The following is a 21,290-nucleotide window of genomic DNA, read 5'->3' on the forward strand; positions in this document are numbered from 1 at the left end:
TCCAGGGCGATGACATGTCTCACCACGGGCCTAGTGTGGCCCTCCCACCCGGGAGAGGTCTAGTCCACTCGCGTGGTGTAGACCTTATCTGTCCATATGTTGAACGGTCAGACAGCAGGGTTGGGGCTTTGAGGGTGCGTCGGCGTACGGCAGGATCGATCGCGGTGGTGTCCGCACTGGGCCTGACGGCGGCCCTCGGCGGCTGCGGGAGTTCGGGCTCCTCGGACGTGACCCTCAGACTGGTCGCCGCCGACTACGGCGACTCCGCCGCCAACAGCTCCAAGAAGTACTGGGACGGCCTGGCCGAGCAGTACGAGAAGAAGCACCCCGGCGTGCGGGTCGAGGTCAGCGTCTACTCCTGGAACGACGTGGACCGCAAGGTCAAGGAGATGGTCGACGCCGGCCACGCCCCCGACCTGGCCCAGATCGGCGCCTACGCCGACTACGCCGCCGCCGGCAAGCTCTACCCGGCCTCCGACCTGCTCTCCATCCGCACCCAGGCCGACTTCCTCTCCCAGCTCTCCGACGCCGGCCAGTGGAAGCACACCCAGTACGGCATCCCGTTCGCCGCCTCCACGCGGGTGCTCTTCTACAACAAGACCCTGTTCGCCAAGGCCGGCATCACCCCGCCGACCACCTGGGACGAGCTGGCCTCCGACGCCGAGGCGCTCAAGGGCAAGGGCGTGAAGTACCCGTACGCGCTGCCGCTCGGCTCCGAGGAGGCCCAGGCCGAGACCATGCAGTGGCTGCTCAGCGGCGGCAACGGCGGCAGCGGCTACACCGACGACGTCGGCACCTACACCATCGACTCCGCGGCCAACGTCGAGACCTTCACCTGGCTCAAGGACGAGCTGGTCGGCAAGGGCCTGACCGGCCCGGTCGCCCCCGGCAAGCTCAACCGCGCCGCCGCCTTCTCCGCCTTCGCCGACGGCCAGGTCGGCATGGTCAACGGGCACCCCACGCTGATCCAGCAGGCCGAGAAGAAGGGCGTGAAGTTCGGCATGGTGCCGATGCCGGGCCGCACCGGCAAGTCCCGGGCCTCCATGGGCGTCGCCGACTGGATGATGGGCTTCAAGCAGAACGGGCACGCCGACCAGATCGGCGACTTCCTCGACTTCGCCTACTCCACGAAGAACGTCCTCGACTTCTCCCGGACGTACGGGCTGCTGCCGGTCACCGGCTCCGCCTCCAACGCCATGAGCGCCTCGGACACCGCCGCCGACCAGGCCCTGCACCCCTTCCTCGACCAGCTGCCCACCTCGGAGCTGTACCCGGTCGGCAAGACGTCCTGGGCGGCGGTCAGCGCGGCCGTGAAGCAGAACATCGGCCAGGCGGTCGCCCCCGGCGGCAGCCCCTCCGGCGTCCTGACCCGGCTGCAGGCGACGGCCACGGCGGCCGACAGCAGCAACGCGAACTGACCCGGTTGTCCGCGCCCGGGGCTACCGTGGCACCCATGGAACTGGGCACCCGCGAGAAGGCGATCCTCGCGCTGGAGCGCCGGGGCATCCCCGGCGCCGGCGCGAAGGAACGGGCGATACGCGAGGAGCTGGGCCTGGCCCCGGTCCGCTACTACCAGCTCCTCAACGCCCTGCTGGACGACGAGCGGGCGCTGGCCCACGACCCGGTGACGGTGAACCGGCTGCGCCGGGTGCGCGAGGCGCGGCGAGCCGAGCGCTGAGGCGTGGACCGGGGCCCGCGTGGATAGGGTCGCCGTATGGGAACCCAGACGACGGATCCGAAGGACCTCCCGCACCCGCTGCCCACCCCCGCGACCCCGGCCGGCCGGGACGGCCTCGCCGCGTTCCTGGCCCGCCCCCGCACCGCGCTGGTCGGCCTGGACTTCGACGGCACCCTGGCCCCGATCGTCGCCGACCCCGAGCAGGCCAGGGCGCACCCCGGCGCGGTACCCGCGCTCGCCGCGCTCGCCCCCCGGATCGCCTCCGTCGCCGTGATCACCGGCCGCCCGGCCGAGGTGGCCGTCCGCTACGGCGGCTTCGCCGGTGTCCCCGGCCTCGCCCACCTGACCGTCCTCGGGCACTACGGCGCCGAACGCTGGGACGCGGCCACCGGCACCCTCACCGCGCCCCCGCCGCACCCCGGTGTCGCCGCCGTCCGCGCCGAGCTGCCGGGCCTGCTGGAGCGGATCGGCACCGGTCCGGGCACCTGGATCGAGGAGAAGGGCCGGGCCGTGGCGGTGCACACCCGCCGCGCCGCCGACCCGCAGGCCGCGTTCGAGGCCCTGCGCGCCCCGCTCGCCGACCTCGCCGCCCGGCACGGCCTGATCGTCGAACCCGGCCGGATGGTCCTGGAACTGCGCCCGCCGGGCATGGACAAGGGCGTCGCCCTGCTCGACCACGCCCGTGCCGTCGGCGCCGGCTGCGTCGTCTACGCAGGCGACGACCTGGGCGACCTCCCCGCCTTCGCCGCGGTCGGGGAACTGCGCGCCGCCGGCATCCCCGGCCTGCTGGTCTGCAGCGGCAGCACCGAGGTCACCGAACTGGCCGAACGCGCCGACCTCGTGGTGGACGGCCCGGCGGGGGTCGTGGAACTGCTGCGGACGCTGGCGGCTCAGCTCGGCTGACCGGTCAGCGCGTTCAGCTGGTCGAGGAACCAGCGGGCGGGCGGCAGCGCGGTCGCCGCGGCGGCCAGCCGCTTCGACCGCTCCGCCCGCACGTCCGCCGGCAGGCTCAGCGCCTCGTGCAGCGCCTCGGCCGTCCCCGTGATGTCGTACGGGTTCACCACGAAGGCGTCCTCGCCCAGCTCCTCGTACGCCCCCGCCTCCCGGGACAGCACCAGCGCGCAGCCCTCGTCCGAGACGACCGGGACCTCCTTGGCGACCAGGTTCATGCCGTCCCTGATGGGGTTCACCAGCGCCACGTCGGCCAGCCGGTACGCGGCCAGGGACCGCGCGAAGTCGTCCTTCACATGCAGCACCACCGGCGTCCAGTCCGCCGTGCCGTACCGCTCGTTGATCCCGTCCGCGACCCGCTGCACCTCGGCGGTGTAGTCGCGGTACACGGCGAGGTCCTGCCGGGACGGGTAGGCGAACGCCACGTGGACGACCCGCTCCCGCCACTCCGGACGGCCCGCCAGCAGCTGCTCGTACGCCAGCAGACCGCGCACGATGTTCTTGGACAGCTCGGTGCGGTCCACCCGGACGATGGTCCGCCGGCCCGGCCCGATCTCCGCCCGCAGCGCCGCCATCCGCTCGGCCACGTCGGGCTCCTGCGCCCGCTTGCGCAGGAACTCCGCGTCCGCGCCGAGGCCGTGCACCCCGATCCGGGTGCCGGACGGGATGCCGGGCCCGAGCACCGTGTGGCAGCAGTCCGTGAACGCGTCCGCCCACCGCCGGGTGAGGAACGCCGCCCGGTCCGCGCCCAGGATCCCGCCGAGCAGCTCGGCGGCGATGTCGTCGGGCAGCAGCCGGAAGTAGTCCGGCGGGGCCCACGGGGTGTGCGAGAAGTGGCCGATGCGCAGGTCGGGGCGGAGCTGGCGGAGCATCCGGGGGGCGAGGGCCAGGTGGTAGTCCTGGATGAGCACCGCCGCGCCCTCGGCCGCCTCCTCGGCCAGCGCCTCGGCGAACGCCCGGTTGTAGGCCTCGTAGGAGGCCCACTGCCGCCGGAACTCCGTGCCGAAGACCGGCTCGAGCGGGGTCTGGTAGAGCATGTGGTGGACGAACCAGAGCACCGAGTTCGCGATGCCGTTGTACGCCTCGGCGTGCACGGTCGCGTCGATGTCGAGCATCCGCACCCGCTGCCCGCCGGTCTCCTCGGCCGGCAGCAGCCCGCCGGCCGCGCGCCGGACCGCCGCCCGGTCGCCGTCGCCCAGCGCGGCGCACACCCATACGGAGTCCGCGTCCGCCCCGATGGCGGAGAGGCCCGAGACCAGTCCGCCACCGCCCCGCCGGGCGTGCAGCGAGCCGTCCTCGCCCACCTGATACGCAACCGGGCCGCGATTCGACGCGACCAGCACCTGAGCCTTGTCCGCAGCACCGCGCGTGGAAGCCATACGCCTCAACCTAGCCCGGCCCGTAAACGCTCAAACGTACGGGTCCGGCCGGGCAGCGGACCGTATACGGCCCGTTCAGGCCACCTTCCGGTCGGCGTACTCCGCGATCTCCACCATGGGCGGCCGTTCCTCGGTGTCCACCGAGTAGGTGCGTGGCTCGAACCCGTCCTCGCCCCGCTCGAACTGGGTCAGCGCGGGGCGGACCAGATGGCCGCGGGCCAGCCGGAGCTGGGCCGTGCGGTAGATCGCGGCGGCCATCCGGCCCAGGGCCTGCCCGTCCTGGTGCCGGTGCCTGCGCACCCCCACGTCCACCTGGGCCAGCGCGTCCAGGCCGACCAGGTGCAGCGCGTCCACCAGCATGCCCAGCTCCACGCCGTAGCCGACGGGGAACGGCAGCTGCTCCAGCAGGGAGCGGCGGGCCGCGTACTCGCCGCCCAGCGGCTGCACGAAGCCGGCCAGCTGCGGCCAGTGCATGTTCAGCAGCGGGCGGGCCATCAGCTCGGTGACCCGGCCGCCCTGGCCGGCCGCCCCGGCGAGCGGGCGGTCGTACATCGCCTTGACCAGGTCGACGTCCGGGTCGGTGAGCAGCGGGCCGACGATCCCGGAGACGAACGCGGAGGAGAACTCGCGCAGGTCGGCGTCGACGAAGCAGAGGATGTCCCCGCCGGTCACCAGCAGCGAGCGCCACAGCACCTCGCCCTTGCCCGGCACGGCCGGGACGCGGGGCAGGATGTCGTCGCGGTGCACGACCCGGGCGCCCGCGCGCGCGGCGACCTCGGAGGTGCGGTCGGTGGAGCCGGAGTCGACGACCACGATCTCGTCGACGAGCGGGGCCCGCTCCACGAGGTCGCGCCGGATCACCGCGACGATCTCGCCGACCGTCTCCTGCTCGTTGAGGGCGGGCAGCACGACGCTGATCGTGCGGCCGGTGCGCTGCTTGGCGGCCAGGACCTGGTGCAGCGGGCGGTCGGCCACGGACCAGGAGCGGGTGCTCAGCCAGCGCTCGACTTCTTCCAGCACGGTGGGCGGCTCCTCACTGTCACGACCACACGTCACCGTGTGACCCATCTCGCGGTTCGGACGACTATCTCAACTGTCCTGGCCGTCGGTTACAGTCTTGAACAACGCCGATGACCATCGCATGTCGGGGGTCGCGTGCGTCCACAACCGAATACCGCTCATCCAGAGGGGCAGAGGGACACGGCCCGATGAAGCCCCGGCAACCCTCCGGCCAGTACTCGTCTTCCGAAGCGAGGCTCCTGGCTCGGGAAGGTGCCAATTCCGTCTCGCGGCGAAGTGCGTCGCGAGGAAGATGAGGAGAAAGGGCCTCGCCTCCATGGCTGTGCAGACAGTTGCAACCACCAGCGACTCCACCGTCGATCTCGGTCCCGCCGCGGCGCTGAGCTGTCGCGAGTGCGGCCACCGCGTGCCGCTCGGCCCGGTCTTCGCCTGCGAGGAGTGCTTCGGCCCGCTGGAGATCGCCTACGACTTCTCCGGCTACGACACCGAGGACCTGCGCCGCCGCATCGAGGCGGGCCCCGCGAACATCTGGCGGTACGCGCCGCTGCTGCCGGTCCCCGCGGACGTCACGGAGAAGCCCAACATCAACCCGGGCTGGACCAAGCTCGTCAAGGCGGACAACCTGGCGCGCGAGCTGGGCGTGACCGGCGGCCTGTATGTGAAGGACGACTCCGGCAACCCGACGCACTCCTTCAAGGACCGGGTGGTCGCCCAGGCCCTCGAAGCCGCCCGCGTCTTCGGCTTCAGCACGCTCTCCTGCTCCTCCACCGGCAACCTGGCCGGCGCCGTCGGCGCCGCCGCCGCCCGGGCCGGCTTCCGCTCCTGCGTGTTCATCCCGCACGACCTGGAGCAGGGCAAGATCGTCATGGCCGCGGTCTACGGCGGCGAGCTCGTCGGCATCGAGGGCAACTACGACGACGTGAACCGCTTCTGCTCCGAGCTGATCGGCGACCCGGCCGGCGAGGGCTGGGGCTTCGTCAACGTCAACCTGCGGCCGTACTACGCGGAGGGATCCAAGACCCTGGCGTACGAGATCTGCGAGCAGCTCGGCTGGCGGCTGCCCGAGCAGATCGTGATCCCGATCGCCTCCGGCTCCCAGCTCACCAAGATCGACAAGGGGCTGCGGGAGCTGATCGAGCTGGGTCTGGTCGAGGACCGGCCGTACAAGATCTTCGGCGCGCAGGCCGAGGGCTGCTCGCCGGTCTCCGCCGCCTTCAAGGCCGGGCACGACGTGGTCCGCCCGCAGAAGCCGAACACCATCGCCAAGTCCCTGGCCATCGGCAACCCGGCCGACGGGCCCTACGTCCTGGACATCGCCCGCCGCACCGGCGGCGCGGTGGAGGACGTGACGGACGCGGAGGTCGTGGACGCCATCAAGCTGCTGGCCCGCACCGAGGGCATCTTCGCGGAGACGGCGGGCGGGGTGACCGTCGGCGTCACCCGCAAGCTGCTCAAGGACGGCGTCCTCGACCCGGCGAAGACCACGGTCGTCCTCAACACCGGCGACGGTCTGAAGACCCTCGACGCGGTGGCCGGCACCGGCCTCACCGCCACCATCCGTCCGACCCTGGACTCCTTCCGAGAGGCTGGCCTCGCATGAGCGTGACCGTTCGCATCCCCACCATCCTGCGCACCTACACCGACGGACGGGCCGAGGTCGCCGCCGAGGGCGCGACGCTCTCGGAGGTCATCGCCGATCTGGAGAAGAACCACACCGGGATCGCCGCGCGCGTCCTGGACGACCAGGGCAAGCTGCGCCGGTTCGTCAATGTGTACGTGAACGACGACGACGTCCGCTTCGAGCAGGGCCTGGAGACCGTCACCCCGGACGGCGCCGGTGTCTCCATCATCCCGGCCGTCGCCGGCGGCTGATCATTACCTTCGGTAACCGCGGTTACTGATTGTTCAACGAATTGCCCCCTCCGTGAGAGAAGCGGAGGGGGCAATTCTGCGTGATTGAGCGCGGTACAGTTGGGGAACCCGGTCGCGGCCCCCGGTTCCCGGGCCCTGGATTCATGTCGTACGCCCGACAAGAAGTAGCCAAAGTGCGCGGGTGATCTGCGGCATTTATGGCTTTTATGGGGCCCGACTTGCCCTGAGTCGGGCGAATTCTCACTAGATTCCGGACCGCTTGCGTCCAGAATTCTCGTCCGATTGACCTGTTGCAGACGGCAGTTGGACAGATACATTCAGCCGCGGTCGACGCGTTCCGGCGCACGCCCCCGTCCAAATGGGGGGTGAGGTCTGACCCGGGTTCGCGAAGTGCGGATCTGTGCAAGGGCCAGTAATAGGGGAGTTAGGCATGGCTCAGGGCACCGTCAAGTGGTTCAACGCGGAGAAGGGGTACGGCTTCATCGCGGTCGACGGTGGTGCGGACGTCTTCGTCCACTACAGCGCCATTCAGATGGACGGCTACCGCACCCTGGAAGAGGGCCAGCGGGTGGAGTTCGAGATCTCGCAGGGCCAGAAAGGCCCGCAGGCCGACATGGTTCGCCTCAGCGCCTGAACGTTTCTTGTACGAAGGGTCCGCACCTCGCAGAGGGTGCGGGCCCTTCGCCGTGCCCGGCTCCGGTGTTCGCGGGCGGCTGACGGACGCCGCGTACCCCCGCCGGGCGCTTGCACTCGACCATGCCGAGTGCTAATCATTGCGTTAGCACTCTGAAGGTGAGAGTGACAGTGAAGGACCGGGTCGGTGAGGCCCGCAGGCCGGGTGGGGCAAGGAACCACGAGGCATGCGAGCCGTCCGTCGCGGGCGCGGGCGCGGTCCGAAGGAATCACCCCCAGTCCTGGAGGGACCACTTCACATGGCCAAGATCATCGCGTTCGACGAGGAGGCGCGGCGCGGCCTCGAGCGCGGCATGAACCAGCTCGCGGACGCCGTCAAGGTGACGCTCGGCCCCAAGGGCCGCAACGTCGTCCTCGAGAAGAAGTGGGGCGCCCCCACGATCACCAACGATGGTGTCTCCATCGCCAAGGAGATCGAGCTCGAGGACCCGTACGAGAAGATCGGCGCCGAGCTGGTCAAGGAAGTCGCCAAGAAGACGGACGACGTCGCCGGCGACGGTACGACCACCGCGACCGTGCTGGCCCAGGCCCTGGTCAAGGAAGGCCTGCGCAACGTCGCCGCCGGTGCCAACCCGATGGCCCTGAAGCGCGGTATCGAGAAGGCCGTCGAGGCCGTCTCCGCCGCCCTGCTGGAGCAGGCGAAGGACGTGGAGACCAAGGAGCAGATCGCCTCCACCGCCTCCATCTCCGCCGCCGACACCCAGATCGGCGAGCTGATCGCCGAGGCCATGGACAAGGTCGGCAAGGAAGGCGTCATCACCGTCGAGGAGAGCAACACCTTCGGTCTCGAGCTCGAGCTCACCGAGGGCATGCGCTTCGACAAGGGCTACATCTCCGCCTACTTCGCCACCGACATGGAGCGCATGGAGGCTTCGCTGGAGGACCCCTACATCCTCATCGCGAACTCCAAGATCGCCTCCGTCAAGGACCTGCTCCCGCTGCTGGAGAAGGTCATGCAGTCGGGCAAGCCGCTGCTGATCATCGCCGAGGACGTCGAGGGCGAGGCCCTGTCGACCCTGGTGGTCAACAAGATCCGCGGCACCTTCAAGTCCGTCGCCGTCAAGGCCCCGGGCTTCGGCGACCGCCGCAAGGCCATGCTCGGCGACATCGCCATCCTCACGGGCGGCGAGGTCATCTCCGAGGAGGTCGGCCTCAAGCTGGAGAACGCGACCCTGGACCTCCTGGGCCGCGCCCGCAAGGTCGTCATCACCAAGGACGAGACCACCATCGTCGACGGTGCCGGCTCCTCGGAGCAGGTCGGCGGCCGGGTCAACCAGATCCGCGCCGAGATCGAGAACAGCGACTCGGACTACGACCGCGAGAAGCTGCAGGAGCGCCTGGCGAAGCTCGCCGGCGGTGTCGCGGTCATCAAGGCCGGCGCCGCCACCGAGGTGGAGCTCAAGGAGCGCAAGCACCGCATCGAGGACGCCGTCCGCAACGCGAAGGCCGCCGTCGAGGAGGGCATCGTCGCCGGTGGTGGCGTGGCCCTGCTGCAGGCCTCCCAGGTCTTCGAGAAGCTGGAGCTCCAGGGTGACGAGGCGACCGGCGCCAACGCCGTGCGCATCGCCCTTGAGGCCCCGCTGAAGCAGATCGCCGTCAACGCCGGCCTCGAGGGCGGTGTCGTGGTGGAGAAGGTGCGCAACCTGACCCCGGGCCACGGCCTGAACGCCGCGACCGGCGAGTACGTCGACCTGGTCGCCGAGGGCATCATCGACCCGGCGAAGGTGACCCGCTCTGCCCTGCAGAACGCCGCCTCCATCGCCGCGCTGTTCCTCACCACCGAGGCCGTCATCGCCGACAAGCCGGAGAAGGCCGCCGCGCCGGCCGGCGGCGGCATGCCGGGCGGTGACATGGACTTCTGATCCGTCCCGGATCGTCTGTCCTTCTCCGAGGGCGGCACTCCCTGTCTGTGGCAGGGGGTGCCGCCCTCGGGCGTGTCCGGGGTCACGCCACAATCCCCGGCCGGGCCGGAATGCGGGGCGGTGCGCCCGTTGTTACTTCAGGAGCTGCAACAATGCGCACGCACATACCAGTCGGTTGACCCCGCCATCGTCGAGGAGCCCTCCACGTGACCGTCACGCCCTCCGCCTCCCGCGCGGCCCGGATACTGTCCCGCCCCATCGCGCTGAACGGCCTCACCGTCCCGAACCGGATCGTGATGGCGCCGATGACCCGCATGTTCTCCCCGGGCGGCGTCCCCGGCGAGGACGTGCGCTCGTACTACGCGCGCCGCGCCGCCGCCGGCGTCGGCCTCATCGTCACCGAGGGCACCTACGTGGGCCACGAGTCGGCCGGTGAGAGCGACAGCGTCCCGCGCTTCCACGGCGAGGAGCAGCTGGCGGGCTGGGCCAAGGTCGCCGAGGACGTGCACGCGGCCGGCGGCACGATCGTCCCGCAGCTGTGGCACATCGGCATGGTCCGCGAACAGGGCAAGCCGCCGTTCCCGGACGCCCCCGCCGTCGGCCCCTCCGGCCTCGCCGCTGCCGGTGCCGAGCCCACCGGCAAGGCGATGACCCAGCAGGACCTGGACGAGGTGATCGGCGCCTTCGCCGAGGCCGCCGCCGCCGCCGAGCGCATCGGCTTCGACGGTGTGGAGCTGCACGGCGCCCACGGCTACCTCCTGGACCAGTTCCTGTGGGCGGGCACCAACCGGCGTACCGACGCGTACGGCGGCGACCCGGTGGCCCGTACCAAGTTCGCCGCGGAGATCGTCGCGGCCGTGCGTGCCGCGGTCTCCCCGGAGTTCCCGGTGATCTTCCGCTACTCGCAGTGGAAGCAGCAGGACTACACCGCCCGCCTCGCGGAGACCCCGGAGGAGCTGGAGGCCATCCTCACCCCGCTGGCGGCGGCCGGCGTCGACGTCTTCCACGCCTCCACCCGCCGCTACTGGCACCCCGAGTTCGACGGCTCCGACCTGAACCTGGCCGGCTGGACGAAGAAGCTCACCGGCAAGCAGGTCATCTCCGTGGGCTCGGTCGGCCTCGACGGCGACTTCATCAACGCCTTCCAGGGCAAGGGTTCCGAGGTCAAGGGCATCGACAACCTCCTGGACCGGCTGGAGGCCGACGAGTTCGACCTGGTGGCCGTGGGCCGCGCGCTGCTGCAGGACCCCGAGTGGGCGGCCAAGGTCCTCGCCGACCGCCTCGGCGAGCTGCGGCCGTACGACACGTCCGCGGTGAAGACCCTGAGCTGACCGGGGTCCGGGGGCCGCTACAGATTACCCATGGGCTCGATGTCCACGTGCACCGGTGTCCCCCACACCCGCAGCACCTCGTAGTCGGTGAACTCGTGCACGAGCCGGTACGCCATGGCGGGCCGGGACCCGCGCCGCTGGGCCGCGAGGTACGCCTCGGCCTCGTGCCGGTCCCGGCGGGGGGTGCCGCACAGCTGCCACTCCTGCCCGGTCCACAGCTCCGGCAGATACCGCTGCTGGGGCTGCGGCCGGTCGGCGCGCACGCCGTACCGGGAGGGGGCCGAGGGGGCCGGTTCGCCCGGGCGGGTCCTGCCGCCCTGGAACTCCGAGCGCCGGGCGGCCCGGCGCCGGGTCTCGCACAGCAGGCACAGATCGGGGGCGCTCTCGTCCACCGGCCCCTGCGGGTGCTCGGGGCACCGGGTCGCGGGCACGCCGGTGGTGACGCTCTCGTCCAGCAGGTCGAGGGCCCGTCGCAGATCGTTCTTGATCTCGTGCAGCCGGGCGTCCGGGGTGTCGGTGGTCAGGGTCTCGCCGTGTTCCCCGAGCAGCCTGAGGGCCCGCCCGAGGGCGGTGAGCTGGGCGTGGTTCATGTCGGTGGGTCGCCTCCTCCCCGTAGAAGGTACGCCTTGGCGGCGGACGGGGCCGGTGGCGCGGGGCGGGCGCGTGGTGGAGTGGGTGCCGTGACGACGACCTTCGCGGCCCGGGTGTCCGCCGCCCTCGACCGGTTCAACGCCGCGCACCCCTGGGACCACAACGCCCACTACCATCCCTGGCTGCTGCGGCAGTTGCCCCGCCGCTTCGGGGCCGCCCTGGACGTGGGGTGCGGGAGCGGGGAGCTGGCGCGGCTGCTCGGCCGGCGGGCGCTCCGGGTGCACGGGGTCGACGCCGACGCGGACATCGTGGCGAGGGCGCGGGAGCTGACGGCCGGCACCGCCCCTGTCGGCTACAGCGTCGCCGATGTCTCCAGGCGGCTTCCGCCCGGCCCCTACGACGTCATCACCTGCGTCGCCGTCCTGCACCACCTCCCCTTCGCCGAGACCCTCGCCCGGCTCCGGCGGGAGCTGGCACCCGGCGGCACGCTGCTGGTCGTCGGCTGCGCGCGGCCGGCGGGCCCCGTCGACCACGCCCTCGGTCTGGCGGCCGTACCGCTCAACGCCCTGGCGGGCTGGACGAAGAACCGCGGTCGTCCGGCGCCGCACCGCCCCGTGTCGATGACGGCCCGCACCCGTGCCCCGGAGATGACCTTCGCCGAGGTCTCCCACGCGTCCCGCCGGCTGCTGCCGGGCGCCCGACTGCGCCGCCGGCTGTTCTGGCGCTACACCTTGGTCTGGCGGGCACCCGCCCCCTGACCGGGCCGGGGCCGGTGATCTCGTCGTGCGGGGGCGGTAAGGCCGGCGGCAGCGGGTTGGTGCTCTCGACGGCGGGGCGTACGACGAGCGCACCGGCGCACCGGGCGGTGCCCGTGGCGGTCCGGTGCTGTTCGCCGGCGCGGGCGGCGGCGCAGGCGGTGAGGGCGGCGGTGACCAGGAAGCGTCTTCGGCGTGCCCGGGGAGCGGTCCGCCGGGCCCGCCGGACGGCCAGGGCGGGGGGCGGGGCAGCGGTGTCAGCGGGGTGCGTTGGCCAGTGCGGTGCGCAGGTGGCCGGCGGACTCCTGGAGGAGGCGGGCGGCCGTGGGGCCGTCGACGCCGGCGAGCAGGACCAGGATCGCCTGCTTGACCTCGCCGCCGGTCTCCGTGAGGGCCTTCTCGATCTCGGTGTCGCCGGCCCCGGTGGCCTGCGCCACGATCCGGTGGGAGCGGGCCCGGAGCTTGTCGTTGGAGGCGCGCACGTCGACCATCAGGTTCCCGTACGTCTTGCCCAGCCGGATCATCGTGATCGTCGACACCATGTTCAGCACCAGCTTCTGCGCCGTGCCCGCCTTCAGCCGGGTGGAGCCGGCGATCAGCTCCGGGCCCACGACCACCTCGATGCCGTGCTCGGCGGCCGCCGCGAGCGCGCTGTGCTCGTTGCAGGCGAGGCCGACGGTCAGGGCGCCGAGGGCGCGGGCGTGCCGGACGGCGCCGACGGCGTACGGGGTGCGGCCGGAGGCGGAGACGCCGACCACGGTGTCGTCGGCGGTGAGGTCGAGCGCGTCGAGGTCCCGCCGGGCCAGCTCGGCGGAGTCCTCGGCGCCCTCGACGGAGGTGACCATGGCCGCGGGGCCGCCCGCGATCAGGCCGACGACCTGGTCCGGTTCGGTGTTGAAGGTCGGCGGGCACTCGGAGGCGTCCAGCACGCCGAGCCGCCCGGCGGTGCCGGCACCGGCGTAGACGAGCCGTCCGCCGCGGGCCATGCGGGCGGCCACGGCGTCGACGGCGGCGGCGATCCGCGGCAGCTGGGCCGCCACCGCCACGGGCACGCCCGTGTCCTCACGGTTCATCAGGCGGGCGATGTCGAGGGTGGGCAGCCGGTCGATCTCGGCGAGATCGGGCCGGAAGGCCTCGGTGGTCAGGGAGGCCAGCTCGGTGCGAAGGTCAGGCGAGGTCATGGGGGTGGCTCTCTCCGGTTCAGGGCGGGTCGGTTCCCCAGGGGCGCGGGGAACTGCGCGATCAGCCACGCCGGACCCGCGGACGGCCCCCGGAATCATTCGGTTCTGCGGTCCGGCGCGGGGCCACGCTCTAGCGCGGAGCGCTCCGGTGCCGGTGGGCCAGCGCCTCGTAGGACGCGGCCAGCGCCGGCGCCGCGCTCTCGTACGTCCGCTGTGCCACCCCCACGAACAGACAGTCCACCACCAGCAGCTGACTCGTCCGGGAGGACATCGCGGCGGGCCGCAGCTCGGTCTCCCGGGAGGTGGACGTCGTCAGCACATGGTCGGCGTACTGCGTCACCGGCGAGTTCGGACGGCCGGTGACGGCCACCGTCGTCGCGCCGTGCTCGAAGGCGACCCGGAGCGGCTCGATGACGTCCCCCGTCGACCCGGAGTGCGTGATGGCGATCGCCACGTCCCCCGCACGGAGCTGTACCGCGTTGGTCACCGCGAGGTGCGGGTCGCTGTGCGCGTGGGCTATGAGACCTATCCGCAGCAGCTTCTGGGTGAGGTCCTGGGCGACGAGCCCGGACGCCCCGATGCCGTACACATCGGTGCGCCGGGCGGCGGCCAGCGCGCCGACCGCCGCGTCCAGCTGGACGGTGTCGAGGCCGGCGGCCGTGTCGGCGAGGGTCTGCTGCTCCTCGTAGGCCAGTTTGGCGACGACGTCGGCGATGGGGTCGTCCACCGCGATGTCGGTGGTGATGGCGGGCGCGCGGCCGGACTGCTGCTGGGCGGCGAACCCGGCGAGGGCGAGCCGCAGATCCCGGTAGCCCGGATAGCCGAGCAGCCGGGCGGTGCGTACGACCGTCGCCTCGCTGGTGCCGGTCAGTTCGGCGAGGCCGGTGACCGTGAGGGCGGCGCAGCCGGCCGGGTCGTGCGCGACGGCCTCGGCGACGCGCTGCATGGACCGGGTCATGGAGGGGGCGAGCGTGCGCACCTTGGCGGCGAGCGAGCCGCCCGGACTTCCGAAACTTTCCTTCACGTCCTGGTTCACATGATGAAAGATATTTTCGGTTCGGCCTCGCGGTCAAGAGTGCGCACAATGGGGGGCATGGACCCCATCAGCCCCCTGGAACAGGTGTTGCACGCCGCCCGCGCCCTGGTGCTCGCGGATCTCGTCGCGGGGCAGGTCGCGGAGGCGGACGTGGTCTCGCTGGTGGAGGAGTCGATCGTCCAGCGGCGCTGGTGGGTCGAGCAGTGGCCGGACGGCGCGGCGTTCGTCGCCGGACTCGTCGCCCAGGACGTGCAGGACGCCCTGCTGGAGCGGTACGGCCGCTGGCCGCTGTGCCCGGTGTGCGGCTCGGGCGACCCGCACGCCCTGGACGTGGAGCCGGAACTGGGCCCCGATCCGCACTGGGTGTGCCACAAGGCCGGGGTGAAGGTCGCCTCGGTCGGCTCGCTGGGGCAGGCCACGGGCGGGGTCACGACCTCGTGAGGCGCCCGTGACGGTGTACATCGACCCGCCCGACTGGCCCGGCCACGGGCGGCTCTGGTCCCACCTGGTGAGCGATGTGTCCTACGACGAACTGCACCGGTTCGCCGCCGGGTTGGGCATTCCCCGGCGGGCCTTCGACGGCGATCACTACGACGTTCCGTCCCACCGGTACGCGGACGCGGTGGCCGCGGGCGCGGTGCGGGTCAGGAGCCGCGAGGTGGTGCGGCTGCTGAAGTCCGCCGGGCTGCGCAGGCCCAAGCGGCGTCAGGAACGGCGGACGTAGAGCAGCAGCCCGGCGTCCAGGTCGTACTCGGTGCGCGCGAGGCGCTCCTCGTCCACGGTCGCCCTGAGGAAGCCCGCCCGGGACGCCACCCGCTGCGAGGGCAGGTTGTCCCGCTTGATCGCGACGACCACCGTGTCGACGTCGTCGCGGGCCAGCGCCCACTCGGTCAGGGCGCGCAGCGCCTCGGTCGCGTAGCCGTTGCCCCGGGCGCCGGCGAGGAGGTCGTAGCCGATCTCCACCCGGCGCTCCTCGTCCGGGGCGCCGTGGAAGTTGATGCCGCCGACCGCCCGGCCGTCCTCGTTCCTGACCAGCGCGAAGGAGCCGAACTCCGGCCGGTGCACACCCGCTTCGTACGCCTTGAGCAGGGCGGCGGAGGTCTGCCGGGTGATCTCGTGGGGGCCGCCCCCGATCCAGTCGAGGCCGCCCGTGCCGCCCATGCGCAGATCGTCGGCCACGGCCGGGCGGATGCCGGTGAGGGTGAGGCGTCCGGCGGGGACGACGAGGTTGTTGTACCAGGTCCAGTCGGTGACCGGGGCGCGTCCCGGCAGCTCGCCGCGGCCGGTCGCCCACAGCAGGGTGGGCCAGGGCTCGGCGCCCGGCTGGACGTGCGGGAAGAGCCAGCCGAGGACGGACGCGACGAGGCCGGCGGGCGGCTCGTGGACGAGGCCGAGGCCCCGGGCGATGTCATGGGTGTGCAGCAGCGCCTCGGCGACGCCCATCGCGGCGAAGCCCTCGCGGTCGGCGCTGCCGAACTGCGCCGGGTGGAAGGCGCGTTCGCCGGGCGGGGCGGTGCGGACGGCGGCGGCCAGCAGGGCGCCGGTCGCCTCGATCACCTGGAGCAGGCCGGCGTTGTCGGTGCCCTCGGGCAGGGTGATGCCGAGCGGCAGGCGGTGCCGGGCGCGGCCGGCGAGGCGGCTGGCGTACGCGGTGAAGTCCTCGGCTATGTGGAACGCCGTGGTGCGGCAACTCCACTCCAGGCCGGCCGCGTTCACCGCGTCCCAGTCCCGGTCGAGCGCCCGGCGCAGTGTCCCCGCGCAGTGGGCGACGGCCGCCTCCACCTGGTCCCCGCTCATGGCTCGCATGCGCGCACAGTACGGGGGCCGCGCCCTCAGGTCGACAGCATTTCCAGCTCGCCCGCGAGGTTGTAGCGGGCGGTGGCCTCCCAGTGCTCCTCGCCGTACGGGGTCCGGAACAGCCGGGGCAGGGCGAGCAGCTGGCGCAGGATCGCCGACCGGCCCTCGCGGAACGCGTCGGCCGGGACGAAGTGGTACTCCTCGCGGACCTCGGCGGTGTAGGCCGCGTACACCGACGGGGGCGCGGCCAGGATCGCGAGGTCGGCGTCGCACAGCACCTCGCCGTCGCGGTCGCCGGCCGCCGGGTCGTGCGTGACGGTGAGCCGGACCAGCCGTGCCACCTCGGCCGTCGTGGCGTCCGGCAGGCCGGCCTCCGGCAGGGCGCGCTCGGCGAGCCGGGCGGACCGCTCCTCGTTCTCGGACCGCTCGGGAAGGTAGACGGCGTCGTGGAACCAGGCGGCCAGCCGGACCGCGTCCGGATCGGCCGCGTACGCCTCCAGGACGTCGACGCGGTCGAGCACGGCGGTGAGGTGGGCCACCGTGTGGTACCGGCGCTGCGGCTCCTGCCAGCGGGTGAGCAGGTCGTCGGCGTAGGGGGCGGGGTCGGGGCCGCCGCCGGGGGCGCGCGCCGCTTCCAGGGCGCGGGCGAAGCGGAGGCGCAGGGCGTCGAGGTCGGCCATGGCGCCCATTCTCGCGTGCCGGCCGGCGGCCGGCCCGCTCGGCCCGGCCGCCCGCGAACTCGCTGTCGTCCCACCGCGTGACGCCGGCCGGCGGGCGCCCCTAGCGTGATCCCCATGACGGAGATGACGGAGATGACGCAAGCACGGGACCCCGAACTGCCCGGACGGCTGCTGGCCGTCGAGCGCGATGCCCTCCTGCCGCTGCTGCGGTCCCGGTCCGACGACGACTTCGCGCTGGCGACGGCCGCGTGTCCGGGGTGGACGGTGCGCGATGTGCTGGCGCACTGTTCCGCCGCGCTGACGCGGGTGGTGGAGGGCCGGTTCGAGAAGGGCGTGTTCTCGCCCGAGTCGAACGACCGGGACATCGCCGAGCGGGCCGGCTGGCCGAACGCGCGGATCGTGGACGAGCTGGAGCGCGGGATGACCGAGGCCGGTCCGGTGCTCGCCCGGGGGGACGGCCGGATGGACGTGCTCGCGCTGGGGGAGTGGGTGCACGCCGGGGACGTGCGGGAGGTGTGGGGCGAGCCGGGGGCCTACGCGGGGGCCGGGCTGCCGCACGCGCTGACCCTGCTGGCCCGCGTCACCCGGCAGCGGGAGCACCTGCCGCTCCACGCCGACCTCGACGAGGTGGACGAACCGCTCAGGTTCGGGGCGCCGGTCCCGGTCGGCCCGCCGGCCCGGTACATCGGCGACGCCGCCACGCTCGTACGGCTGTACGCCGGGCGGCCTGTGACGGATGGGGCCTATGAGCTGGCGGGGGCGCAGGAGGGGGAACTGAACATCTTCGGATGACCGGTGGCCCTGTGGCGCTCCGGTACCGGCGTACTCTTGAATTGGACTAGACCTGTAGTCGCCGATGAATGGGGTGCCATGAGCAAGCGTGCAGTCCTGGAGGTGATCGCCCTCGGCGTCGAGGACGCGGTCGCCGCCCAGGCCGGAGGCGCGGACCGGCTGGAGCTGGTCACCGAGATGGCGGCCGACGGGCTCACCCCCTCGCCCGCCACCGTCGCCGCGATCCGTGCCGCCGTCGACATCGACCTGCGCGTGATGCTCCGGCTCGCGGACGGGTTCGCGGCCGGCGACGTGGACCGGCTGGTCGGCGTGGCGGGCGAGCTGCGCCAGGCCGGCGCCGACCAGTTCGTCCTCGGGTTCCTCGCCGCGGACGGCGGCGTCGACCTGGACGCGGTGGAGCGGATCGCCGGCGTGCTCGGCGACTGCCGCTGGACCTTCCACCGGGCGATCGACCGGGCCGCCGACCGCGACGCCCTGCGCAAGCAGCTCGCCGACCTGCCCGGCCTCGACACCTATCTGACGGCCGGTTCCGCGGCGGGCGTGGACGACGGCCTGCCGACGCTGCTCGCCGAGGCGACGCGCGGCGGCGAGCCCGGCTACGAGCCGCGGATACTGGTCGGCGGCGGCCTGCGCCTCGACCACGTCCCGCGGCTGCGGGCCGGCGGCCTCGACGCCTTCCACATCGGCGGCGCGGCCCGCCCCGACGGCTGGCAGGGCCCGGTCTCGGCGGACGCGGTGGCGCGCTGGCGGGTGGCGGTCGACGGGGACGGGACCCTCTAGCGAGAGGCCCGCGCCTTGACCGAGAGGCCCGCGTCTTGAGCGAGAGGCCCGCGTCTTGACCGAGAGGCCCGCGTCTTGAGCGAGAGGCCCGCGTCTTGAGCGAGAGGCCCGCGTCTTGAGCGAGAGGCCCGCGTCTTGAGCGAGAGGCCCGCGCCTTGAGAGAGAGGCCCGCGCCTTGAGCGATAGTCCCGCGCCTTGACCGAGAGGCCCGCGTCCTGGGGAGAGCCCCGACTCCGGGGGAGAGGCCCGCGCCTCGGGAGAGTCCCGCGCCGGTCCTTCCGGCGGGCCTGCCGGACGGCGCGGCGCCCTACCCGGCGAGCTGGGCCGGCAGCGGTGCCGCGTGCGTCACGATCAGGCCGGACACCGCGCGGGTCAGCGCCACGTACAGGCGCCGCAGGCCGGTGCGTTCGTCGGGCTCGCCGTCCACCACGGACCGCGGCTCGTCCAGGACCACGTAGTCGTACTCCAGGCCCTTGGCGAGCGAGGCCGGGACCAGGGTCAGCCGGGTCTCGCGGGTGGTCTCCTCGCCGGGGGCGAGCCAGGAGAGGCCGGCCGCGGTCAGGGCCTCGGCGAGGGCCGGGATCCGGGCGTCGGCGGCGATCAGACCGGTCGAGCCCTCGTTGCGCAGCAACTCGGCGCAGGCGGCGACCGCGTCGGCCGCCCCCTCGGCCGTACGGACCTCGAAGAACCCCGGGTTCTCCCGGACGGAGGCGACCGGGGTGAGGCCGGGCGCGATGTGCGGCAGCAGCCGGGAGGCGTACGCGATGACGTCCGTCGGCACCCGGAAACCGGCGGTCAGCTCCTCGACGGCACCCTCCGCCTTGCCGAGATGGGCCAGCGCCTCGGCCCAGCTGCGGGTGGCCCACGGGGTGGTGCCCTGCGCGAGGTCGCCCAGCACGGTCGCGCTGCCGGTGGTGCAGCGGCGGCCGACGGCCCGGTACTGCATCGGGGACAGGTCCTGCGCCTCGTCCAGGACGACATGGCCGAGCGAGTGGGTGCGCTGGATCAGGTCGGCCGCCTCGTCGATCAGCACGGTGTCCGCCGCCGACCACCTGGCCGACTTCACGCTGCGCACCGGCTTGGCCCACAGGATCGTCTTCTGCTCCTCCTCGTCCAGGAGGCCCTCGGCGTGCTCGGCGAGGAAGCCGGCGTCCGTCAGCAGGCGCAGGACCAGTTTCGCCGGGTCGACGGCCGGCCAGACCGTCTTCACGGCCGCCTTCACCGCGCTGCCCCGGGCGACCGCGTCCTGCACCCGGTCGTCCGGGGCCTCCCCGGCCCGCTCCATCTGCACCAGCACCGCGTGCGCGATGCGCTGCGGCAGGGCCTCGCGGGCGGCGCCGTAGCGGATGTCCCGGTCCAGCAACTCGCGGACCAGCTCCTCCAGTTCGTACGCCGGCACCCGCCAGCGCCGGGAGCCGCGCACCACCACGACGGCTTCCGTCGGGAACGCCACCTGGGCGTACAGGGCCCGGCGGAGCACCTCGGCCATCCGGGCGTCGCCCTTGACGACCGCGGCGGCGGCCTCGTCCGTGCCGCGCACCTCGACATGGGCGACCAGGTCGTCCACCGTGGCCTGCTGCACGGCCAACTCGCCGAGCGCGGGCAGGACTTGCTCGATGTAGTGCAGGAAGGACCGGTTCGGCCCGATGACCAGGGTGCCGGTGCGGGCGAGCCGCTCCCGGTGGGCGTAGAGCAGATAGGCGACCCGGTGCAGGCCGACGGCGGTCTTCCCGGTGCCCGGACCGCCCTGCACGCACACCGTGCCGGACAGGCCGGAGCGGACGATCTCGTCCTGCTCGGGCTGGATGGTGGCGACGATGTCCCGCATCGGACCGACGCGCGGCCGTTCGATCTCCTGCTGGAGCAGCCTGCTGGTGGTCTCGGCGGCCTCGGCCGGATCGGAGAGGTGCTCGTCCTCGTACGCGGTCAGGTCGCCGCCGGTGTAGCCGAAGCGGCGGCGCAGCCCGACGTCCATGGGCTCCTTCTTGGACGCCCGGTAGAACGGCTGCGAGACCGGCGCGCGCCAGTCGATGACCATGGGGTCGCCGCCGGCGTCGTGCACATGCCGCCGTCCGATGTAGAACCGCTCCCCCTCGGCCCCCTCGGCCCGGTCCGCGCCCGGGGCGTGCAGATAGTCGAGCCGGCCGAAGAACAGCGGGGTGTCGCTGAGGTCGGCCAGCGCCTTGATCCGCTCGTCGATCTGGCGGGCGAGCACCTCGGCGTTGACCCAGTTCGCGGTGACGTCTCTGATGTCCAGCGCCTCCACGTCCTCGCGCATGGCGCGCAGGGCGGACCGGGACTCGGAGAGGTGGGCGCGCTCTCGGGACAGCGGGTCGGCCGACTGGCCGGCGGTCGGTTCGTGGGCGGGCGCGGACAAGGGAGTGCCTCCGATGGGACTGCTGCTGGGACTGCTGCGCGGCTACGACGGTGCCGTCCGGTTTCCGGCCGGGCGGCGGCACTCCGCGAGGGAGGCGGGCAAGAGCGAGGATTTTAGTGAGCGGGTGCGGTGATCGCCAATGAATTTCCGTGCGCGTCCCCCGGACGCCGCCCCGGCCGCGGCCGTCCCCGGGGATCCCCTAGGGGACGGGGTGCGCCCGGGGTCCGTCCGGCTCGGGGTGCCGGTCCGCCCGGAGGTCTACGCGCGGGCCCGCGGATCTGGACCCGCAGACCGATGCGCACGGTATGCCCGAGTTCCATCATGGAGGTATGAGCGCAGCAATCGTTCCCCCGGCTTCCGTCCGTCCCCCATCCGGCGCCACGGCCGTGGACGGCCCGCACCTGCACCTCCTGGGCAATGCCCTGCGGGCCGTCAAGGTGTTCGTGGAGGCCGCGTTCAGTGTCGTGATCCTCGGCGAGTACGGCGAGGAAGCGGGCGTACGCCGCAAGTAACCG

At 72.9% G+C, this 21,290-nt stretch carries 22 protein-coding genes and 1 riboswitch; of the genes, 14 read left to right on the forward strand and 8 right to left on the reverse strand.

Going from position 1 to position 21,290, the window contains the following annotated elements; translation table 11 throughout:
• The first annotated feature begins 164 nt into the window (after nucleotides 1-164).
• The 3 genes from ACF073_RS15830 to otsB are packed head-to-tail and all read left to right on the forward strand — an operon-like array spanning nucleotide 165 to nucleotide 2,581.
• A complete protein-coding gene (locus ACF073_RS15830; protein ID WP_392070243.1) occupies nucleotides 165-1,418 on the forward strand; it encodes an extracellular solute-binding protein in 1,254 nt (417 codons plus the stop codon).
• 35 nt (nucleotides 1,419-1,453) lie between these two features.
• Nucleotides 1,454-1,678 carry a DUF3263 domain-containing protein gene (locus ACF073_RS15835; RefSeq protein WP_392070245.1) on the forward strand — a complete coding sequence of 75 codons (225 nt, stop codon included), beginning with the start codon at nucleotides 1,454-1,456 and terminating at the stop codon, nucleotides 1,676-1,678.
• A 36-nt stretch (nucleotides 1,679-1,714) separates the two neighbouring features.
• The gene (otsB, locus tag ACF073_RS15840; protein WP_392070247.1) at nucleotides 1,715-2,581 is read left to right on the forward strand and encodes a trehalose-phosphatase; all 867 of its coding nucleotides are present in this window, start codon (nucleotides 1,715-1,717) and stop codon (nucleotides 2,579-2,581) included.
• On the opposite strand, the gene ACF073_RS15845 is transcribed toward otsB, so the two are convergent.
• Nucleotides 2,569-4,008 (reverse strand): trehalose-6-phosphate synthase, encoded by a 1,440-nt coding sequence (locus ACF073_RS15845; protein WP_392070249.1) that lies wholly within the window; start codon nucleotides 4,006-4,008, stop codon nucleotides 2,569-2,571. The genes otsB and ACF073_RS15845 overlap by 13 nt on opposite strands.
• A gap of 75 nt (nucleotides 4,009-4,083) precedes the next feature.
• Nucleotides 4,084-5,028: a glucosyl-3-phosphoglycerate synthase gene (locus ACF073_RS15850; protein ID WP_392070251.1), complete on the reverse strand. Its 945-nt coding sequence runs from the start codon at nucleotides 5,026-5,028 to the stop codon at nucleotides 4,084-4,086.
• 155 nt (nucleotides 5,029-5,183) lie between these two features.
• Nucleotides 5,184-5,327, forward strand: a riboswitch (SAM riboswitch).
• Nucleotides 5,328-5,344: 17 nt separating this feature from the next.
• Between ACF073_RS15850 and thrC the strand changes: the two genes are divergently transcribed.
• The 5 genes from thrC to ACF073_RS15875 all read left to right on the forward strand — a co-directional run bounded on the left by thrC (nucleotide 5,345) and on the right by ACF073_RS15875 (nucleotide 10,786).
• Nucleotides 5,345-6,628, forward strand: a complete 1,284-nt coding sequence (thrC, locus tag ACF073_RS15855; RefSeq protein WP_392070252.1) for a threonine synthase — start codon at nucleotides 5,345-5,347, stop codon at nucleotides 6,626-6,628.
• Nucleotides 6,625-6,900 carry a MoaD/ThiS family protein gene (locus ACF073_RS15860; protein WP_392070253.1) on the forward strand — a complete coding sequence of 92 codons (276 nt, stop codon included), beginning with the start codon at nucleotides 6,625-6,627 and terminating at the stop codon, nucleotides 6,898-6,900. Before thrC ends, ACF073_RS15860 begins: the two co-directional genes overlap by 4 nt.
• A gap of 430 nt (nucleotides 6,901-7,330) precedes the next feature.
• Nucleotides 7,331-7,534 carry a cold-shock protein gene (locus ACF073_RS15865; RefSeq protein WP_004929928.1) on the forward strand — a complete coding sequence of 68 codons (204 nt, stop codon included), beginning with the start codon at nucleotides 7,331-7,333 and terminating at the stop codon, nucleotides 7,532-7,534.
• A gap of 298 nt (nucleotides 7,535-7,832) precedes the next feature.
• Nucleotides 7,833-9,455 (forward strand): chaperonin GroEL, encoded by a 1,623-nt coding sequence (gene groL, locus ACF073_RS15870; RefSeq protein ID WP_392070255.1) that lies wholly within the window; start codon nucleotides 7,833-7,835, stop codon nucleotides 9,453-9,455.
• A gap of 206 nt (nucleotides 9,456-9,661) precedes the next feature.
• Nucleotides 9,662-10,786: an NADH:flavin oxidoreductase gene (locus tag ACF073_RS15875; protein WP_392070257.1), complete on the forward strand. Its 1,125-nt coding sequence runs from the start codon at nucleotides 9,662-9,664 to the stop codon at nucleotides 10,784-10,786.
• Nucleotides 10,787-10,803: 17 nt separating this feature from the next.
• Here the strand turns inward: ACF073_RS15875 and ACF073_RS15880 are convergent, their stop codons facing one another.
• Nucleotides 10,804-11,376: a hypothetical protein gene (locus tag ACF073_RS15880; protein WP_392070259.1), complete on the reverse strand. Its 573-nt coding sequence runs from the start codon at nucleotides 11,374-11,376 to the stop codon at nucleotides 10,804-10,806.
• A gap of 90 nt (nucleotides 11,377-11,466) precedes the next feature.
• On the opposite strand from ACF073_RS15880, the gene ACF073_RS15885 reads away from it, so the two are divergent.
• Nucleotides 11,467-12,135, forward strand: coding sequence for a class I SAM-dependent methyltransferase (locus ACF073_RS15885; protein ID WP_392070261.1), 669 nt, complete (start codon nucleotides 11,467-11,469; stop codon nucleotides 12,133-12,135).
• 254 nt (nucleotides 12,136-12,389) lie between these two features.
• On the opposite strand, the gene murQ is transcribed toward ACF073_RS15885, so the two are convergent.
• The gene (murQ, locus tag ACF073_RS15890) at nucleotides 12,390-13,313 is read right to left on the reverse strand and encodes an N-acetylmuramic acid 6-phosphate etherase (RefSeq protein ID WP_392070263.1); all 924 of its coding nucleotides are present in this window, start codon (nucleotides 13,311-13,313) and stop codon (nucleotides 12,390-12,392) included.
• Nucleotides 13,314-13,443: 130 nt separating this feature from the next.
• Complete coding sequence (locus ACF073_RS15895; protein ID WP_392070264.1) at nucleotides 13,444-14,349, reverse strand: MurR/RpiR family transcriptional regulator; 906 nt, start codon at nucleotides 14,347-14,349, stop codon at nucleotides 13,444-13,446.
• A gap of 57 nt (nucleotides 14,350-14,406) precedes the next feature.
• Between ACF073_RS15895 and ACF073_RS15900 the strand changes: the two genes are divergently transcribed.
• Both ACF073_RS15900 and ACF073_RS15905 read left to right on the forward strand, forming a co-directional pair.
• Entirely contained in the window at nucleotides 14,407-14,790 is a 384-nt protein-coding gene (locus ACF073_RS15900; protein WP_392070266.1) for a hypothetical protein, read from the forward strand.
• 7 nt (nucleotides 14,791-14,797) lie between these two features.
• Nucleotides 14,798-15,073, forward strand: a complete 276-nt coding sequence (locus ACF073_RS15905) for a DUF4031 domain-containing protein (protein ID WP_392070267.1) — start codon at nucleotides 14,798-14,800, stop codon at nucleotides 15,071-15,073.
• Here the strand turns inward: ACF073_RS15905 and ACF073_RS15910 are convergent.
• Entirely contained in the window at nucleotides 15,055-16,155 is a 1,101-nt protein-coding gene (locus ACF073_RS15910; RefSeq protein ID WP_392070268.1) for a GNAT family N-acetyltransferase, read from the reverse strand. The two genes, ACF073_RS15905 and ACF073_RS15910, sit on opposite strands and share 19 nt — an antisense overlap.
• Nucleotides 16,156-16,181: 26 nt before the next feature.
• The gene (locus ACF073_RS15915) at nucleotides 16,182-16,826 is read right to left on the reverse strand and encodes a hypothetical protein (RefSeq protein ID WP_392070270.1); all 645 of its coding nucleotides are present in this window, start codon (nucleotides 16,824-16,826) and stop codon (nucleotides 16,182-16,184) included.
• A gap of 114 nt (nucleotides 16,827-16,940) precedes the next feature.
• Between ACF073_RS15915 and ACF073_RS15920 the strand changes: the two genes are divergently transcribed.
• Nucleotides 16,941-17,618 carry a maleylpyruvate isomerase family mycothiol-dependent enzyme gene (locus ACF073_RS15920; RefSeq protein WP_392070272.1) on the forward strand — a complete coding sequence of 226 codons (678 nt, stop codon included), beginning with the start codon at nucleotides 16,941-16,943 and terminating at the stop codon, nucleotides 17,616-17,618.
• 78 nt (nucleotides 17,619-17,696) lie between these two features.
• Nucleotides 17,697-18,398, forward strand: coding sequence for a copper homeostasis protein CutC (locus ACF073_RS15925; protein ID WP_392070274.1), 702 nt, complete (start codon nucleotides 17,697-17,699; stop codon nucleotides 18,396-18,398).
• Between the two features lie 307 nt (nucleotides 18,399-18,705).
• Here ACF073_RS15925 and ACF073_RS15930 read toward each other — a convergent pair whose 3' ends face one another.
• A complete protein-coding gene (locus ACF073_RS15930) occupies nucleotides 18,706-20,775 on the reverse strand; it encodes a HelD family protein (RefSeq protein WP_392070276.1) in 2,070 nt (689 codons plus the stop codon).
• A 329-nt stretch (nucleotides 20,776-21,104) separates the two neighbouring features.
• On the opposite strand from ACF073_RS15930, the gene ACF073_RS15935 reads away from it, so the two are divergent.
• A complete protein-coding gene (locus ACF073_RS15935) occupies nucleotides 21,105-21,287 on the forward strand; it encodes a hypothetical protein (RefSeq protein ID WP_392070278.1) in 183 nt (60 codons plus the stop codon).
• Nucleotides 21,288-21,290 lie beyond the last annotated feature (3 nt).

It is taken from the genome of Streptomyces sp. NPDC015171 (assembly GCF_043079545.1).
Classification (GTDB): domain Bacteria; phylum Actinomycetota; class Actinomycetes; order Streptomycetales; family Streptomycetaceae; genus Streptomyces.

Bases quoted from the DNA above. Each gene is read 5' to 3' on its own strand.
- ACF073_RS15920 (WP_392070272.1), top strand. From the start codon at position 16,941: ATGACGGAGATGACGGAGATGACGCAAGCACGGGACCCCGAACTGCCC.
- ACF073_RS15935 (WP_392070278.1), top strand. From the start codon at position 21,105: ATGAGCGCAGCAATCGTTCCCCCGGCTTCCGTCCGTCCCCCATCCGGC.
- ACF073_RS15900 (WP_392070266.1), top strand. From the start codon at position 14,407: ATGGACCCCATCAGCCCCCTGGAACAGGTGTTGCACGCCGCCCGCGCC.
- ACF073_RS15865 (WP_004929928.1), top strand. From the start codon at position 7,331: ATGGCTCAGGGCACCGTCAAGTGGTTCAACGCGGAGAAGGGGTACGGC.
- otsB (WP_392070247.1), top strand. From the start codon at position 1,715: ATGGGAACCCAGACGACGGATCCGAAGGACCTCCCGCACCCGCTGCCC.
- murQ (WP_392070263.1), bottom strand. From the start codon at position 13,313: ATGACCTCGCCTGACCTTCGCACCGAGCTGGCCTCCCTGACCACCGAG.
- groL (WP_392070255.1), top strand. From the start codon at position 7,833: ATGGCCAAGATCATCGCGTTCGACGAGGAGGCGCGGCGCGGCCTCGAG.
- ACF073_RS15915 (WP_392070270.1), bottom strand. From the start codon at position 16,826: ATGGCCGACCTCGACGCCCTGCGCCTCCGCTTCGCCCGCGCCCTGGAA.
- ACF073_RS15845 (WP_392070249.1), bottom strand. From the start codon at position 4,008: ATGGCTTCCACGCGCGGTGCTGCGGACAAGGCTCAGGTGCTGGTCGCG.
- ACF073_RS15835 (WP_392070245.1), top strand. From the start codon at position 1,454: ATGGAACTGGGCACCCGCGAGAAGGCGATCCTCGCGCTGGAGCGCCGG.
- thrC (WP_392070252.1), top strand. From the start codon at position 5,345: ATGGCTGTGCAGACAGTTGCAACCACCAGCGACTCCACCGTCGATCTC.
- ACF073_RS15880 (WP_392070259.1), bottom strand. From the start codon at position 11,376: ATGAACCACGCCCAGCTCACCGCCCTCGGGCGGGCCCTCAGGCTGCTC.
- ACF073_RS15860 (WP_392070253.1), top strand. From the start codon at position 6,625: ATGAGCGTGACCGTTCGCATCCCCACCATCCTGCGCACCTACACCGAC.
- ACF073_RS15925 (WP_392070274.1), top strand. From the start codon at position 17,697: ATGAGCAAGCGTGCAGTCCTGGAGGTGATCGCCCTCGGCGTCGAGGAC.
- ACF073_RS15910 (WP_392070268.1), bottom strand. From the start codon at position 16,155: ATGCGAGCCATGAGCGGGGACCAGGTGGAGGCGGCCGTCGCCCACTGC.